Origin of the sequence: Runella limosa DSM 17973 (assembly GCF_000482465.1) — a bacterium.
GTDB lineage: Bacteria > Bacteroidota > Bacteroidia > Cytophagales > Spirosomataceae > Runella > Runella limosa.
This window is the reverse complement of the sequence record NZ_KI519424.1, coordinates 176,306-191,488: the sequence shown is the minus strand read 5'-3', so window position 1 is coordinate 191,488 and position 15,183 is coordinate 176,306. Positions and strand designations below refer to the sequence as shown.

The following is a 15,183-nucleotide window of genomic DNA, read 5'->3' as shown; positions in this document are numbered from 1 at the left end:
AATTATGCCAGCAACAATCATTCCCCGTGCAAATCAATGCCTTTGGAAAAATAATCAAGCAGTTGGGAAATTAGCTGCTTATGATGACTTAGCCACGGTCAATCTTACGACAAAATTTTTCGATAAACCGTATGCGACGGCACAACGAAACGATGCACAACGTGCGCGAATCGGATATAACACTGACGCGTCGAAACGTCTCACTTGGTTGTATGAAGAAGCCATCAAAAATATTGTAATTGGTACATTAGGTAAATCGGCTCCGAATGGTTTGCATACGCTGAGTAATGCCGAACTTGACCAAATTGCATCGAACATCGCAGGGATGTCGGGTGAGTTTATCATTGCCGATTATGAGCCTCACGATAATAATTACATCCCTTACGATACTGTTGGCGACGATTGGGTTTGGGTGTCTTTTCAACATCCCGACAAAATCAGCTACATAAGTCAGAAAGTCAAACAGCTTACGCAATCAGGCAATTTCTTTAAAAAATTCCTTGATTGGTTTCAGGCAAAAGGATTTACGTTTAATGCCAAATCCTTAGGATTGATGACGAACAATGGCGTCTGGCAAAACGGAACAACTGTATCAGTCGATGATTATATTGCCTACTACGCAAACCCTAACCTGGCCTCAAATTTTCAGGACGGAAGTTCAATTGCAAAATGTGGTTGGGGATACTCAAGCATTACTTATAAACCTGATAATGCAGGGGGTAGTACCTACGCGTCAAACGTTAATTTTGGGCCTATTCCAAGCTACCTGTCTTCGTTGTGTGGTATAAATAGAGGTTTGGCCAAAGACTCCACAAAAGCCGTTTTGTACATTATTTGGCCTCGGGAAGATCAAGAACGATTGAATTACCAACAATCTCGTTATAAACCCAAAGCCCTCGATAACAGTACAAACCCGCAAGGATATGTACGAATGTTGGATAATCGCCTGACCTATCCCACAAATCTGATTGCGGATAATACTTTTTGGGCGGCTTGTGTGCCTAACGTGGCGCGTCTTCACGCGTGGATTCTTCCAAACTCTGAGGACCCGCAGGATATTCTACGTTACGCAAAGCGCAATTGGAATAATGCTTGTCAATCGTCGGTACTTGGTTTCGACCTAGTCAATTACGATGGGAATGATAATCCACCATGCCCAAGCTCTGGCCTTGACTATTACGGAGACGAAGCCATTGGTTTCAACGCCATCATGCAAGGGCTGAACCGCTTCGGTCTGCATCAAGATATTTTGGACGGAACACAAACGGGCACTTGCCCAAGTTTTGAGTTCAAACGTGACGGTGCAAGTAACTGGACTACCGTGGGAGCTATTTCGGATTTGTCCGAATTTGCCCGTTCGTGGAAATACAAGCAACCCGTATTGAAAGTGTGGACAAAGCCAGGTAATAACAAACGCGTCGTCTTGTTCCAACACCCATTTGCCGAATCATACGAACCGATTCAGTACCGAGCAAACATAGGAGGCACTTCTTACGAATACACGGCAGAGGGCTTAAACACGCACGCCTTTAGAATTGATTAACCATGGCTAAAAAGAAGGAATATAAAAAGTGGCCACTAATTATCATCATCTTATTGTTGCTGATATTTTTCGTGTACCTTCTTATTTGGCTATTTTTTAGACAGTCTCCTGATGCCGTTGAAGTGACTACACAAGTGCATGAAATCGAGACAAAACCGATTGCTTTTTTGGGTAGTGGCGGTGGCGGTGGTGGCAATTCGCCCATAGAACCGCAGATGATTGAATTTGATGAAAATGAGTTTAACAATGAAGAGTTTTTTTAAGATGAAATCCAAACTGAAATTTTCAATATTATTCCCTTTGCTTGCATGTTGCTTTGATATAAGCGCACAGTTGCGCCAACAGATTGATGAGCAAATCGACACCCTTTTACCAAGCAATACGACGCAGAAAATTACAGCTTTACGTATTCGTCAAGCAATTAAATTGGTTAGCAATTATGCAGACCCAAGTAATTTTCCTGCACAAAGTATTGGTTTATCTAAGATTGCGTCTGGTTCGGCGACAACGGGGCAGGTCTTGAAATGGAACGGCACTGCATGGGTACCATCGACTGACGTGACAGGCAGCGCGCCAACATGGGGCGGGATTTTGGGCACATTGGCCAGCCAAACTGATTTAAGTAGTGCATTATCGGGGAAAGAAACCACAATAACAGCAGGCACAACGGCTCAATATTGGCGTGGTGACAAAACGTTTCAGACATTGGACAAATCGGCGGTTGGCCTTTCCAATGTGGACAATACAAGTGATGTCAACAAACCTATTAGCACCGCGACTCAAACGGCGCTAAATGGCAAAGAACCGACGATTACCGCAGGCACAACGGCTCAGTACAGGAGAGGGGACAAAACTTGGCAAACGCTTGACAAAACTGCGGTTGGCCTTTCCAATGTGGACAATACCAGTGATGTCAACAAACCTATCAGCACCGCGACTCAAACGGCACTGAATGGAAAGGTCAGTCCTCATACAATTGCGCAGTTACGTGCTTTTGTCTCAGGTGATGTAGTAGCAAAGCCTAGAGTTTTTGTTACGGACTTAGGAAAAGAAGGCGAATGGTATTACGATGCTTCAGATGTTGTGAGTACAGATAATATAGGTACCGTTATTGTAACGGCTTCGGGCGCTCGATTTAAGCGTGTTGTAACAGGGCCATATAAACCCGAATGGTTTGGAGGAATGCCAAATGACGCTTCTAATGATGATGTCGCTATTCAATCTTGCCTTAATCTAGGAACAACGTATATCGGAAAAGGAACTTACCTAATTGGAGCCGATTTATTGCCGCAATCAAATCGAATTATCTATGGAAATGGAGCTGAAAGTATTATTAAAATCAATGCCGATGGTGTAAAGGCATTTAATATCTATCAGTCTGGTTCAGTTCTGAAAAATATTACAATTCGTGATATAGGCATTGATGGGGGTGGCCAAACGACCAATGAAAAGATAGGTATTAGAGCTGGGTATGGTGTATATGTCAGTAATGCCAATAACATTTACATCACAAATCTAACTATCGAAAAATGTGGCGTTAGGCATCCAACAATAGATACGATAGATAATGGTTATGGTGGATACGGAATAGTTGTAGAATCTCGAAATGGTGAAGTAAACAATGTAATTGTTGAAAAATGCCGTATCATCAATATCGCAGGTGGAGGGATGGTTATGGGCGATGGTATTTATATCGCAGGTTTTTCATCCAGTACATTCCGTGTGCCAAGAAACGTTTACGTACGACATTGCAGTGTCGAAAATGTAGGAAGGCATTGCTTTACGGTTGCAGGCGAAAGAGGGGTTGGAAATGAATCTTTTGGAGAAAATGTTCAGTTTTCAGACTGCAATTGTCGAAATGCCGCTTTATCTGGTATTGATCTTGAAGAAGGACGTTATGTAAGTGTTAAAAATATGACAATTGAAAGTGCTGGTAATTACACAAAATATTTTAATCCCCAAACCATTTATGGAGTCAATTACCGATTATGCACAGGAATTGCTTACGGAAATTTGTCGGTTTACAACACTTTTGAAAATGTAAAAATAAAAAAGTCTTACTATGGGATTACAATGGCGGCGGGTGATTTTAACCGCTTTATAAATATCAATGTCGATAGTAGTACCGTAAAAGACTTAGCGCTAGGATTAGCAAGAATTGGGAAAAATACCACATTAAAAGATTGTCAGTTTTTGTCTCCTAATTTAGCGGCAACTGATTTTTATGTTGGAATTGGAGATTCCTATTTACTGGTTGACAATTGTGTCTTTACTAGCCCAATCAGCTTCAATGGTATTCAATTTGGGAAATTTGAGAATTGTTTGTTTAAAGACAAAGTAACGCTCGGTAGTGTAGAAAATAAAGCTGTTATTTTTCAAAAATGTAAATTTTTAAAAAAAGCCGAATTTCAAAGTAGTGATTATGGCTTTCATACATTTGTTCAATGTGATTTTCAAACTTCTGATTATGGTATTCATTTCAGCACATTCAATACCTATTGCAATGACATATTAGTTCGTGAATGTACTTTTAATGGAGGAACTCATGGTATTTATGCCGTTTGGAATTCGATTCGACATTTGGCCATTGAATCGTGTAATTTTCTAGGAAATTCTACTGCAGGAATATATCATGCAAACTCCGACAATCAGGCTTCATTTATTTCAATACAGGGGAATAATTTTGCAAATACCGTAGATGGCATCTTTATAAATCAAGCTACGAAATACGCAAAAATCACCGAAAATAGATTTAAAAACATTTCTGGTTGGTGTATTAAAAATACAACAATCCTTTCAGGTACAGCCAGTACAGACTTACAAATACTGCAAAATCAAGCACTTACAAGTTGTGTTAATGGTATTCAAATCGAAGTAGCCACTGGGGCCCATGATTATAATATCATTAGCAGGAACAATATGAAAGCTTGCACGGGCACAAAAGCTAGTATAAGTGCTGGAAATTCAAATGGTTTTCAAACCGAAAACTTTTTCTAACGTATTTAACCATGAAAGACCACATGATTGATTTCGTACAGTTCAACATGAAGTTGACGACGATATTGGCCGCTTCAATTTTGACGCTACTCAAGCAATTTATTCTTGAGCACGTTTTCTCTGATGTCCAATTCTTGATAGGAATTACGTTGCTTTTTACGCTCGACAATCTATCGGGAACCGTGAAGGCATTCGTAAAAGGGGAGTTTGATTTGCCTACCTATTTCAAAAAAACGATTGTAAAAATTGCTGCTTACGCTTTTTTCGTCGCAGGGGTTGGAATCTTACTCAAAATGAAAGTTGACAACCAAAAAGCAGAGTGGATTCAGGGCGTTGACGATTATCTCTATATGGGTGTGGCCTTGGCGGAATTTTGGAGTATTGTCCAAAACATCAATGCCATTAACCCGACTTTGCTTCCTAGTTGGATTACCAAACTTTTTAAGGACGCTGCGGAAAAAGGGCAACTTACCAAGCCAAATTTTAACCCATGAAACGGCTATTTTTCCTAATCTTTTTGGCTACTGGATGCGTAACCAAAAAGCAGATACTATATGAAATAAGAAGTTATCGAGCCTCACAAGATTCTATTCTCAATCACCAAAAAATAATGTACAGCTATGAAAAAGCACGAATTGATTCTGTGTATAATCACATTTCTGACGATGAGCTTTTGCGTCGCATTGACGCCCTTACCCGCCCAAAGTCAAAAAATTAGTATTGAAAAATCCCAATTGGTCGAATTGACAAAAAAAGCCGAAAAAGGTGCTTTGTATGAATTCGAAAACACCAATTTGATTGTCCAAAACTATAAGCTAAAAGAGGCCAACACAAAACTTGCAAAAGACATATCTGACCTTGAGCAACTTTCTGAAACATACAGAAAACAACGGAATCAAAATCGTTGGGCACTTGCGGGGCTTTTGGTAGCTGTAGTCACAAGCCTATTTTTTAAAATCAAAAAACACTTACGATAATGCTAAGGATGATAGGCTTTTTGGCGCTTTTCTTTTTAATGATTGTGTTGTTTGTTATTCTTGAATGGATTGAAACTGACGACAACGACGCAAAAAATGAGACGGTAGTTGTACCCAAAAGAATCCCTGAAATCTACTTGTTTCACCTTTCGGACGCTTACGGGGGCGCTTATGCAGCAACTCAAAACAATTATCGTTTCCTAAATATGAATAAGCAAAAACCAACTTATTCAGGACTTCATTTCTCATCTGGATTCAGTAACGACTTTTAAAATGAAACGGATATTTTTTCTTTTCGCACTCCTATTCAATATGGGTGCCTGGGCACAAAGCAAAGCGGATGTCGAAACATCTATTGATACTACCATTGTTGAAAACGGAGCTGGAAAAATCACGCCTTCGCTTCTACGTTTTGTGCTCCGAAAAATAGTTGATTATTCGGCGAATAAATCACCAAATCTACACACTCACACTACTAGCGATTTAAGCGACTGGACGACGGCGTGGGCGGCGCGGTTTGCGAATCAGACAACGTCGGCACTAGCGGAGGGTAGTAATTTGTACTACTCAGATTCGCGCGTTCAGACGTTTTCGGATGGGCGATATGGGCGTTTAGGTAGTAGCAATTCGTGGACGGGAATCAATACATTTAATGGTCTAGTGAAGCAAAATGCAACAATAAATGTATTTCAACAGATAAGCCCAAATTTGTCAACTTTTAAAGTTGAGACAGCAGACGGCTATACGACGTTTGGAACTAGCTCAAACACACCTCTGGCTTTTGTTCAAAATAATACAGAGGTGTTTAGGGTTACAGGCAACAACTTACTTATTGGTACTACCACAAACTCAGCCTATAAGTTGGACGTGAATGGAATATCAAGATTTCAAAGTTCCTTAGCCATTAATGGGACTTTATTCCTAAAGAATGCGCAATATATTAATGCAGAAAACGCAGGGGGAAGTTCTACCCGAATTTTAGGGATAAATAGCAATAACGACATGTACATTGGGGGAATAGATGCAACACTTTCCAACATGATATTTGTTTCAAGTAGTACAGAACGAGCCAGGTTTTTCCCGTCAGGAAATTTTGGCCTAAAAACCACCACAGACGCAGGATATACGTGTGACATTAATGGAACTACAAGGATCAGCGGTGATTTGACTGTAACTACCAACATCTCTCCTGCGATAGATGGGGGCGGTGAGCTTGGAGGTGGAGGACGTTCTTTTGGGGGTGCTAGAATAGGTACAGTATTGACGCAAGTAATAAAAGAACGATACGCTGGAAGCCATATTGGATTTAGGCTTAATAACGACGTAGAAGCTTTTCGATTGTTTGCGACAAATGGAAATGCTCACTTTCAAAATGGCGGAACATACACAGACATCTCTTCGGCGCGAGTAGCAATTAATTCTACAACACAAGGTTTTTTACCACCACGAATGACTACCACTCAGCGCAATGCTATTTCTTCCCCTGTCGCTGGCCTAATCATCTACTGTACAGACTGTACGGCAACCGACGCTAGCACTGGCGTATCTCAGACCTATAATGGTTCAACTTGGAAAAACCACTATTAATGAAAACTCTACTAACAATCTTACTTGTGCTATCGGGAGTGGTGGCGCAAGCGCAAAAAAATTTCAAAATTCAACCTTTGAAACTTCAAAAAGACTTGGTCGCCGACACGGCAACTGTGGTCCACTTTCGATGTGTGTGGCTTGACATACAAGCTGAGACATCCGAACAAAAACCAGTTTTTTATTTAGAATTGGTTTCCGAAGATAATCGGATTATAAGCGGAAGAAATGTAACATACGACGACATGGTGAAGGCTTGCTTGAAAAATAATATCCCTGAAAGTCAGCATTCGGCAATTATTCAGCAAGTCTATTCTGCTGTACTGTGCGGAACAAAAACACAGAAATTTTCGGCTATCAGAACCATGTTGGCAGGCTACGGAATAGTGTTAAAACCAGATACAGAACAATAATATGCTACCCGAAGAAACCCTCACTTACGAAGATTACATTGGTGTAGGCACCAATATCAATACAACCACGGATAGCAACCCGTTCTTTAATATCAACGGCGGCGCGGGAAGTTCGGGCGGGGCCAGTTCGACAACCACGTCCACTAATCCGTTCTTGAACATCAACGGCGGCACTTCGTCGGGAAGTTCGGGCGGGATATTTGGCTCTTTAAGTTCGATACTTACGAGGGCGTCGAGCCTGGCACTTACGGTACCGAAGCCCGAAGAAAAAAAGCAGGAAGAAAAGAAACCTGAAGCACAAGTGCCCGCACCCGTGGCCGCGCCAGTTGCCGAACCCGCCGCGTCGAAAATTAAGCCGTGGATGTGGTACACAGGGGCGGGGGTAGTAGGATTGCTCATTGTAGCAGGATTCGTGTATTTTAGAAATCGTTAATATTCCAATAAAACAGTACCATGAAACCATGAAAACCAAAACCACTAAAACCAAAAGAAAGGTTACTGCCCAAAACAAAAAATTCGGCGCGAAGGCCAAACGCACCAATGAATTAGCCTTTACCCAAGCCTATTTGGACGGCAAAAAGGGCAATCGCATCAAGTCGCCTAAGGCATATTTGAAAGCAGCCGCAACCCGAGTTTGGAAATAGCCAAAACAAAAAAGCCACTCAATCCGAGCGGCTTTTTTGTTTTTTGATGTTCAGTGTTTAGATTTGACCAAACATTGTTCAGTATGGCAAAAATCGGATTCAAAGGAAGTTTTGAAAACGAAGTGGCTTCCTATAAGGTGAGCTTATTTCTGTTTCATTTCGTCGAAAATCAGCTACATTTTGTGTATTCACCACATTTGGACATTACAGGGTATGGCAATACGCTGAAAGAGGCCAAAGAGTCGTTTGAAATCTGTTTTGTGGAATTTCTTGATTATACTACCAAAAAAGGTACATTGGGTAGTGAATTGAAGAAAATGGGTTGGACGTTTAAAGAAACCTCAAAGCGTCCCAAAACGCCCGTTGCACCATCGTTATCGTCGTTGCTCAAGTCAAACAAATATATGTCTGAAATTTTGGACAAATACCCCGTTAAGACTTTCAAACAAAACTTTGGGATTCCTGCTTACGCCTAATGTCCACTCAAAAACTATCCAATATTTCGGTTGAAGAGTTACGGCGCTTTCTTTTAAAGCTAGGGCTGAATCAAAGCACTCAAAGCAAGGGGCGTGGTGGCCACGAAAAATGGACGGGTAAGCAGTTGACCCGCCCTATCATTTTTCAAACTCACATTGACCCCGTGCCCGAATTTATCATGAAGCAGATACTACGGCACTTGGGATTGTCCAAAGATGATTTCTTCAAATTGATGAAAAAGTAAAAAGCCACTCAATCCGAGCGGCTTTTTTGTTACCGTTTAATCATTTTTGTTGCTCATGCAATTAGTTTAAACTAACTTTTGGGGCTAAATTTCACGATATGAGACGGATTCTATTACTCTGCATTTTATTGTCATTTTCTACCATTGCCCAAGACAAAGGTGACTTGGTTTTTATCTATGATGCACCTAATGAATATAATCGTGTAACTCAAGAACTGTATTTTAATAAAGGACTAGAAAAATATAAAGAGTACCTAAATCGAAAGTTTGTATTCCCATTTAATGTAACCGTACATTTTACTGATTGTGCAAATGAGAATGCGTTTTATAGTAATGGAAAAATTACGATTTGTTACAATTACATAAAAACGAAATACGAAAGAGTGCGTCAAAATCTAATTGATAGTAAAGTCGTTGGCCATGAAAAGCTAGAAAGAGAAGCTGTATTGGGTATTGCAACATTAACCTTAGGGCATGAATTGGGTCATGGTTTTGCGGACTTTCATCAGATGCCATTTACGGGCAAAGAAGAAAGTGCCGTAGATGAGTTTTCACTTATGACCTTTCTTGACTACAAAGAAGAACCAAAAGATGTAAGAAGCTTTTATGGTGTTATAGCCTGGTTTTACAGTGGAGTGAATGAGACGAAATCCATGGGGTTTCAACGTTATGCGTCCGCTCATGCTCCTAGCCTGGTTCGTTATTATGATTTACTGAACCTGTATTATGATAGCGGTATTGGTCAGGATTATCGTTCATTACTCATTGAAGGATACCCATCTAAGCCGTGGCAAATGCCTCGTTCACGCGTATCGTATTCTTCAGGGGAGTATGAACAAAAAAAGAAGATTTGGAGCCGTTTACTTAGCCCTTATTTGAATCCAAATTTATCAGAAAAAACCTTGGGTGATCCTTTATACAAAAAACCAGAGGGAAAACATCATGTAATTTCACAGGAACATTTGTATGGTTCAACTAGCAAAGCAAAGATAGGTCTAGCCCTAAACGTTTCTGGTTTTGGTGTTGGAGAAAGGCCAATAGTCAATGATGAATCTAACGAATCAGGCAGGATTGTTTTTGAAATTACAGTCGATGATATTGGGAATATCATCGGAGCAAGGTCAAAAGAATCTACAGTAAGTCAAAAAGTTGTGGAGTTGTATAAACAAGCCGTCTTTAAAATGAAGTTAGTGCCAAAGTCGGACAATGTACCATCTACTTCCAAAGGAATAATTACATTTAATATAAAACATCAATGAGAATGAAAAGAATGATTTACGTTGGTATAAGCCTTTTTTTTACCAGTTGTGCAGAACGTCTCTATCTTAATAAGGATACGTTTAGGTTTTTAGAGGAAAGCGCTATAAATCCTCAAAAAGTGCAACTCCGTAATAATTATCCCTTTGAGTGGACATTTAAGCAACAACAGGCCAATATTAGTCTTGAAAAAGGTGGGGATTTGGCTGTAAAAAGTAATAAGCTGGTGTTAAAAACCAATGTGATTGCACGTACACTTTGTGTTATTAAAAACGTTGCTTCAGATTATTCTTACGTTGATGTTTTATTTGATGTAAATGGTGAGCCTATACGTTTCTTCTATGATAATAAAAGCAAGTTCTATTCAATACGTCGTACATTTTATTATGGGACTCAGGAAGTAGAAAGGTCTGTTGATACGCCAGTTTATCTTTATTTACTCTCTAAAGATGTTAATAAGTCAAAGTATGAAAAAAAGAAGCTTAAAGGTGTAAAAGTTGACAATTAAAAGCAAAAACAGCCCCGCCGACGTGACGGGGCTGTTTTTGCTTAAACTAGCAACCCATTGTTTTTTAGGTCTTTTACGATGGACGAAGTTAGAATCTTTGCGTAGTGTCGTTCTGTGACCTTGATGGATTTATGGCCGAGAATTTTGGACACCGTTTCAATTCTTAGCCCCGAATTTAGCAGAAACATTCCTGCCGTTTTTCGGGCCAGGTGCGTTGTAAAATCTTCCACTTTTTCGGGCGGAAACCCTGCAATCGTAGCGGCCTCTTTGATGTATTCGTTCATGCGTTGATTGGTGATTACAGGTAGCTTATAATTGTATTTTTCAAGCAAATCGCGGGTCTGTCGAAGTATTGGAATGGTTGATAATTCCTGTGTTTTGCCCCTGTGAATCATTATCCAGCCAATTCCAAGTTCGTCGGTCGTAAGGTGTTTTTTTGCATCGAAGGTGTAAAGCTCTTTGTAGGCCATACCAGTATAGGTTTGTAGCAAAAAACAGTCCACGATTCTTTGCAATCGGTCAGAATAATAAGGGCAAGTTGCCAGTTGCTGTACCTCAGTTGCGGAAAGGTATTTTATTGGGCTGCGTTTGCTTCGGGGTGGTTTGTACGAAACGGTCGAATTGTAGCTCAAAGCACCCTCTATAACGGCATAATCAAGCACCTTTTTGATACTTCCTATTGATCGTGCGGCGTGGTCGGCGCCATTCCCTTTGCTGATATGATATTTCTGATACGACCTTAGCCACGCGGCGGTCACTTCCTGTATATCGACATCTTTCCGTTTTAAAACCTCCGTAATGTACTGCGATAATACGTTTCGGCGGCTTAACCAAGAATCTATGGTGTCGTCTTGAATACGTTGTCGTAGGTCCTCATCAATGTATTTGTTGTACCACACCAAAATCGTTCGTGGTGTGACATCATTCTTGTTTAGATACGCCTGTTTGATTATTTCGGCGGTGATGGCTTTGTCGTATTTTCGGTACTCGTTGAATATTTCATCCAAATCGTCCCGCATTTGTTGCAGTTTCTGATTTTGTAACCGAACGCCCTCAGTATCGCCTTTGATTTGCTGGAAGTTGTTATCCCATTCGTCTCGTTTGCAGTGAACGCCCGTAGCCATGTCAGAACGTGCTTGGATACCGTTTACAGTCAGGCGACAATAGATGTAGTGTGGTGTGTTGGCCAATGCGTTCTTTTTTGAACGAACTTTGAACCGAATGACGATTTTCATTCTTTTTTGAGCATGATTGTATGTTGTTTAGTGAAAAAAAGTTTGATTTCTTGTTCACAACATCCATACTAAAAGATGTGAATATGATATAAACTTAGTTAGCGGTAAAAAGTGCCCGAAGCTGAGTACCCAGTACATGTCACAAGTACCCAAAAAAAGGGTATTACTATGAGCATTGTTAAGGGTGCATCGAATAAAGAAGGCATAAAAAAAGCCCTTACGGATAAGGGCTGATGCGAATGACTTAAAAGAAGGATTTGAACTCGTGACCCCGTTAGGATTCGAACCTAAGACCGACAGATTAGAAATCTGTTGCTCTATCCAGCTGAGCTACGGGACCTGTTCGTGTCGAACGCGGGTGCAAAAATAAATGTTTTTGCGACTTTTAACAACATTCTACCCAAAAATTGTGTATCCCTCCCGAATCTGCCTATTTTTGTGACTTACTAAAGACCCACAAACCAACTATTTAGCGTGTATTTGTATTCAGAAAAAATTGTCGAGGACTTTCAACAAATTTTTGGAAAAACTCCTTCTTTCGTCGTGCGTGCCCCTGGTCGCATCAATCTTATTGGCGAACATACCGATTATAATAATGGATTTGTGCTGCCTGCGGCTATCGACAAGGCGATTTATTTTGCCATTGCACCTCGCACCGACCGACTTTGTAAGGTATATGCCGCCGATTTGAACGATACGTTTGAGTTTAGCCTTGATTCGCTCCATAAATGCCCCAAAAGTTGGGCTAATTACCTCATTGGCGTAACTAGCGAACTGATTACGGACGGGTATGTCATCCCGACTGGTTTTGAGGTTGCTTTTGGGGGAGATGTACCAAACGGTGCGGGGCTTTCGTCGTCGGCGGCAGTGGAGAGTGGAATGGGATGGGCGTTAAGTGAGTTATTTGGGTTACAAATCCCGCGCTTACAACTCGCCCTCGTTGCGCAACGGGCTGAACACCACTTCGCTGGGCTTCAGTGCGGGATCATGGACATGTTTGCGTCTATCCACGGCAAAGCTAATTCCGTTATTCGCCTTGATTGTCGCGATTTGACGTTTGAATATTTTCCCTTCGATTTTGAAAATTACCAGTTGGTGCTTTGCAACTCTGGGGTAAAACATACGTTGGCCGATTCTGCCTACAACACCCGCCGCCAAGAATGTGAGCAAGGGGTGGCAATTTTGAAAGGGTTTTATCCTTCCATTGATAGTTTGCGGGATGTGAGCTTGGCCCAAGTGGAGGCCCATAAAGCTGATTTTTCTGAAAACGTTTATCGCCGTTGTCGGTACGTGACGGGTGAAATTGAGCGGGTCGTAAGTGCGTGTGAAGATTTGCAACGGGGTGATTTAGCGGCTTTTGGTAAAAAAATGTACGAAACGCATACGGGATTGAGTGAGGATTATGAAGTGAGTTGCGTAGAACTTGATTTTTTGGTAGATCAAACGGTTGCTCTTACCGAAGTCTTAGGGGCTCGTTTGATGGGCGGTGGTTTTGGCGGCTGCACCATTAATATCGTCGAAACGGCACAGGTGGATTCTTTTATCGAAAAGATGACGGTGGCCTACCGCGAGCAGTTCAACAAAAAACTGGTCTGCTACGTCGTGGGTATCACGGAAGGGGTTGCCCGACTAGAAAAGCTATAACGTTACACTAAAAACTCATTCCCATGAATCGTTCAAAAAATTTGCAACGCCTTCAAAATGAAACGTTTGACATTTGTATCATTGGAGGCGGGGCCAGCGGGGCAGGTTGTGCGCTCGACGCGGCATTGCGCGGCTTTAAGGTGGCATTGATTGAAAAAAAAGACTTTGCCTCCGAAACTTCGTCGAAATCGACAAAGCTGATTCATGGGGGAGTACGTTACCTTGAACAAGCGTTTAAAAATTTAGATTTTGCCCAATTAAAACAAGTACGTCACGGCTTAGAAGAACGCCAAATTGTGCTGCAAAATGCGCCGCATTTAGCCCGTCCGTTGCCGCTTCTGACGCCCGTTTTTAGCTGGTTTGAAGGATTGTATTTTACGATTGGATTGCGGATGTACGACTTTTTTGCCAAAGGGGATGCTTTGCCCAAAAGCCGTTGGTTGAGTAAAAAAGAAACGCTTTTGCGAATGCCTTCTTTGGATGCTAAAAAATTGCACAGTGCGGTTTTGTATTTTGACGGACAGCTCGACGATGCGCGGTACTGTCTTGCCTTGGCCCACGCGGCCGAAGAAGCAGGTGTTGCCGTGGCAAATTATACGGAATTAGTGGGGGTAAAAAAAGATACCAATGGCAAGCTGACCGAAGCGCAAGTAAGACCAACAGAAGGGGAGGCTACGTTTGGGATAAAAGCGAAATTATTTATCAATTGCACAGGAGCATTGGCGGATCACGTTCGATTGATGGCCAATCCTAAATTATCAAAACGTATTCGTCCCAGTAAAGGGGTTCACGTGGTGTTGCCGTACGAAGTGCTCAAAAGTGATGACGCCATGCTCATTCCAAAAACCAGCGACGGACGTGTCGTTTTTGCGATTCCTTTTGAGGGACAATTGTTGTTGGGAACAACCGATACCGATTATAAAGACTTAGATAAAGAACCTATTTTGGATGACAAAGAGGTTGATTTTCTGTTGGATACGCTTACGCGCTACTTGGCCAGACGCCCCGATAAGTCGCAGGTGAAAGCTGGTTTTGGTGGACTGCGGCCTTTGTTGGCGGCGAGCGAGTCGGCTTCTACCAAAAAGCTGGTTCGTGACCACGAAGTTGAACATGACCCTACGTCGAATTTGGTAAGTTTGTTGGGGGGGAAATGGACAACCTACCGTTATATGGCCAAAGATACCATCGACAAAGCCTGTGAATTGTTGAGCGTTGACCGTGAATGTACAACGGCTCAACACGTTCTTGTGGGTGGTGAAGACTACGCGTTTGAAGATTGGAAAATTATCCAAACGGTATATCGTTTGGCCAAAGATATAGCCAAAAACCTCATTCGTAAATACGGAAGTAGGGCGCACAAAGTCGCACGTCTGACGCAAGAAAACATCCTTTGGGCGCAACGCTTGGTGGACAAATATCCTTTTATTCAGGCAGAAGTTATTTATCAAGTTCGGGAAGAAATGGCCTTGACCTTGCGAGATGTGTTTGCCCGCCGTACGCGTTTGGAGATTCTGGATTGGGAGGCAGTTTTGGAAGCCTTGCCCATTGTGGCCGATTTGATGGCGCAAGAATTGGGCTGGACGACGGAACAGAAACAGCAGCAAATCGACGAATATACCGCTCAACTTCAATCATTTATCAAATCTGCGCAATAAAA

17 protein-coding genes and 1 tRNA gene are annotated in these 15,183 nt (G+C 41.6%); 16 read left to right on the top strand and 2 right to left on the bottom strand.

Features of this window, described 5'->3' with window-relative positions; genetic code table 11:
• Positions 1-4 precede the first annotated feature (4 nt).
• The 14 genes from K339_RS0122395 to K339_RS0122330 all read left to right on the top strand — a co-directional run bounded on the left by K339_RS0122395 (position 5) and on the right by K339_RS0122330 (position 10,647).
• A complete protein-coding gene (locus K339_RS0122395; RefSeq protein WP_028525602.1) occupies positions 5-1,543 on the top strand; it encodes a hypothetical protein in 1,539 nt (512 codons plus the stop codon).
• Between the two features lie 2 nt (positions 1,544-1,545).
• Positions 1,546-1,806 carry a hypothetical protein gene (locus K339_RS0122390; RefSeq protein ID WP_028525601.1) on the top strand — a complete coding sequence of 87 codons (261 nt, stop codon included), beginning with the start codon at positions 1,546-1,548 and terminating at the stop codon, positions 1,804-1,806.
• The gene (locus K339_RS0122385) at positions 1,790-4,540 is read left to right on the top strand and encodes a putative phage tail protein (protein WP_211243831.1); all 2,751 of its coding nucleotides are present in this window, start codon (positions 1,790-1,792) and stop codon (positions 4,538-4,540) included. Before K339_RS0122390 ends, K339_RS0122385 begins: the two co-directional genes overlap by 17 nt.
• A 23-nt stretch (positions 4,541-4,563) precedes the next feature.
• Positions 4,564-5,034, top strand: a complete 471-nt coding sequence (locus tag K339_RS0122380; RefSeq protein WP_211243830.1) for a phage holin family protein — start codon at positions 4,564-4,566, stop codon at positions 5,032-5,034.
• 126 nt (positions 5,035-5,160) lie between these two features.
• Entirely contained in the window at positions 5,161-5,517 is a 357-nt protein-coding gene (locus K339_RS0122375) for a hypothetical protein (RefSeq protein WP_157607705.1), read from the top strand.
• On the top strand, positions 5,517-5,789 hold the full coding sequence (locus K339_RS0122370) for a hypothetical protein (protein ID WP_157607704.1): 273 nt from the start codon (positions 5,517-5,519) through the stop codon (positions 5,787-5,789). The genes K339_RS0122375 and K339_RS0122370 overlap by 1 nt, the downstream gene beginning before the upstream one ends.
• 1 nt (position 5,790) lies before the next feature.
• Positions 5,791-7,104 (top strand): phage tail-like protein, encoded by a 1,314-nt coding sequence (locus K339_RS0122365; RefSeq protein WP_037301600.1) that lies wholly within the window; start codon positions 5,791-5,793, stop codon positions 7,102-7,104.
• Positions 7,104-7,517, top strand: coding sequence for a hypothetical protein (locus K339_RS0122360; RefSeq protein ID WP_028525595.1), 414 nt, complete (start codon positions 7,104-7,106; stop codon positions 7,515-7,517). Before K339_RS0122365 ends, K339_RS0122360 begins: the two co-directional genes overlap by 1 nt.
• Position 7,518: 1 nt before the next feature.
• Complete coding sequence (locus K339_RS0122355) at positions 7,519-7,950, top strand: hypothetical protein (RefSeq protein ID WP_028525594.1); 432 nt, start codon at positions 7,519-7,521, stop codon at positions 7,948-7,950.
• A gap of 28 nt (positions 7,951-7,978) precedes the next feature.
• The gene (locus K339_RS0122350) at positions 7,979-8,161 is read left to right on the top strand and encodes a hypothetical protein (protein WP_028525593.1); all 183 of its coding nucleotides are present in this window, start codon (positions 7,979-7,981) and stop codon (positions 8,159-8,161) included.
• Between the two features lie 83 nt (positions 8,162-8,244).
• Positions 8,245-8,637: a hypothetical protein gene (locus K339_RS0122345; RefSeq protein ID WP_028525592.1), complete on the top strand. Its 393-nt coding sequence runs from the start codon at positions 8,245-8,247 to the stop codon at positions 8,635-8,637.
• Positions 8,637-8,882 carry a type II toxin-antitoxin system HicA family toxin gene (locus K339_RS0122340; protein ID WP_028525591.1) on the top strand — a complete coding sequence of 82 codons (246 nt, stop codon included), beginning with the start codon at positions 8,637-8,639 and terminating at the stop codon, positions 8,880-8,882. Before K339_RS0122345 ends, K339_RS0122340 begins: the two co-directional genes overlap by 1 nt.
• 98 nt (positions 8,883-8,980) lie before the next feature.
• On the top strand, positions 8,981-10,141 hold the full coding sequence (locus K339_RS0122335) for a DUF4344 domain-containing metallopeptidase (RefSeq protein ID WP_028525590.1): 1,161 nt from the start codon (positions 8,981-8,983) through the stop codon (positions 10,139-10,141).
• Between the two features lie 2 nt (positions 10,142-10,143).
• Positions 10,144-10,647 carry a hypothetical protein gene (locus tag K339_RS0122330; RefSeq protein WP_157607703.1) on the top strand — a complete coding sequence of 168 codons (504 nt, stop codon included), beginning with the start codon at positions 10,144-10,146 and terminating at the stop codon, positions 10,645-10,647.
• 41 nt (positions 10,648-10,688) lie between these two features.
• On the opposite strand, the gene K339_RS0122325 is transcribed toward K339_RS0122330, so the two are convergent.
• Positions 10,689-11,882: a site-specific integrase gene (locus tag K339_RS0122325; RefSeq protein WP_028525588.1), complete on the bottom strand. Its 1,194-nt coding sequence runs from the start codon at positions 11,880-11,882 to the stop codon at positions 10,689-10,691.
• A gap of 266 nt (positions 11,883-12,148) precedes the next feature.
• Positions 12,149-12,222 (bottom strand) — tRNA-Arg (locus K339_RS0122320).
• Positions 12,223-12,356: 134 nt separating this feature from the next.
• Between K339_RS0122320 and galK the strand changes: the two genes are divergently transcribed.
• Both galK and K339_RS0122310 read left to right on the top strand, forming a co-directional pair.
• Entirely contained in the window at positions 12,357-13,526 is a 1,170-nt protein-coding gene (galK, locus tag K339_RS0122315; RefSeq protein ID WP_310586646.1) for a galactokinase, read from the top strand.
• A gap of 23 nt (positions 13,527-13,549) precedes the next feature.
• A complete protein-coding gene (locus K339_RS0122310; RefSeq protein ID WP_028525586.1) occupies positions 13,550-15,181 on the top strand; it encodes a glycerol-3-phosphate dehydrogenase/oxidase in 1,632 nt (543 codons plus the stop codon).
• Positions 15,182-15,183: the final 2 nt, after the last annotated feature.

Bases quoted from the DNA above. Each gene is read 5' to 3' on its own strand.
- K339_RS0122380 (WP_211243830.1), top strand. From the start codon at position 4,564: ATGATTGATTTCGTACAGTTCAACATGAAGTTGACGACGATATTGGCC.
- K339_RS0122375 (WP_157607705.1), top strand. From the start codon at position 5,161: ATGAAAAAGCACGAATTGATTCTGTGTATAATCACATTTCTGACGATG.
- K339_RS0122395 (WP_028525602.1), top strand. From the start codon at position 5: ATGCCAGCAACAATCATTCCCCGTGCAAATCAATGCCTTTGGAAAAAT.
- K339_RS0122310 (WP_028525586.1), top strand. From the start codon at position 13,550: ATGAATCGTTCAAAAAATTTGCAACGCCTTCAAAATGAAACGTTTGAC.
- K339_RS0122390 (WP_028525601.1), top strand. From the start codon at position 1,546: ATGGCTAAAAAGAAGGAATATAAAAAGTGGCCACTAATTATCATCATC.
- K339_RS0122325 (WP_028525588.1), bottom strand. From the start codon at position 11,882: ATGAAAATCGTCATTCGGTTCAAAGTTCGTTCAAAAAAGAACGCATTG.
- K339_RS0122385 (WP_211243831.1), top strand. From the start codon at position 1,790: ATGAAGAGTTTTTTTAAGATGAAATCCAAACTGAAATTTTCAATATTA.
- K339_RS0122330 (WP_157607703.1), top strand. From the start codon at position 10,144: ATGAAAAGAATGATTTACGTTGGTATAAGCCTTTTTTTTACCAGTTGT.
- K339_RS0122370 (WP_157607704.1), top strand. From the start codon at position 5,517: ATGCTAAGGATGATAGGCTTTTTGGCGCTTTTCTTTTTAATGATTGTG.
- K339_RS0122345 (WP_028525592.1), top strand. From the start codon at position 8,245: ATGGCAAAAATCGGATTCAAAGGAAGTTTTGAAAACGAAGTGGCTTCC.
- K339_RS0122350 (WP_028525593.1), top strand. From the start codon at position 7,979: ATGAAAACCAAAACCACTAAAACCAAAAGAAAGGTTACTGCCCAAAAC.
- K339_RS0122335 (WP_028525590.1), top strand. From the start codon at position 8,981: ATGAGACGGATTCTATTACTCTGCATTTTATTGTCATTTTCTACCATT.
- K339_RS0122355 (WP_028525594.1), top strand. From the start codon at position 7,519: ATGCTACCCGAAGAAACCCTCACTTACGAAGATTACATTGGTGTAGGC.
- K339_RS0122365 (WP_037301600.1), top strand. From the start codon at position 5,791: ATGAAACGGATATTTTTTCTTTTCGCACTCCTATTCAATATGGGTGCC.
- K339_RS0122340 (WP_028525591.1), top strand. From the start codon at position 8,637: ATGTCCACTCAAAAACTATCCAATATTTCGGTTGAAGAGTTACGGCGC.
- K339_RS0122360 (WP_028525595.1), top strand. From the start codon at position 7,104: ATGAAAACTCTACTAACAATCTTACTTGTGCTATCGGGAGTGGTGGCG.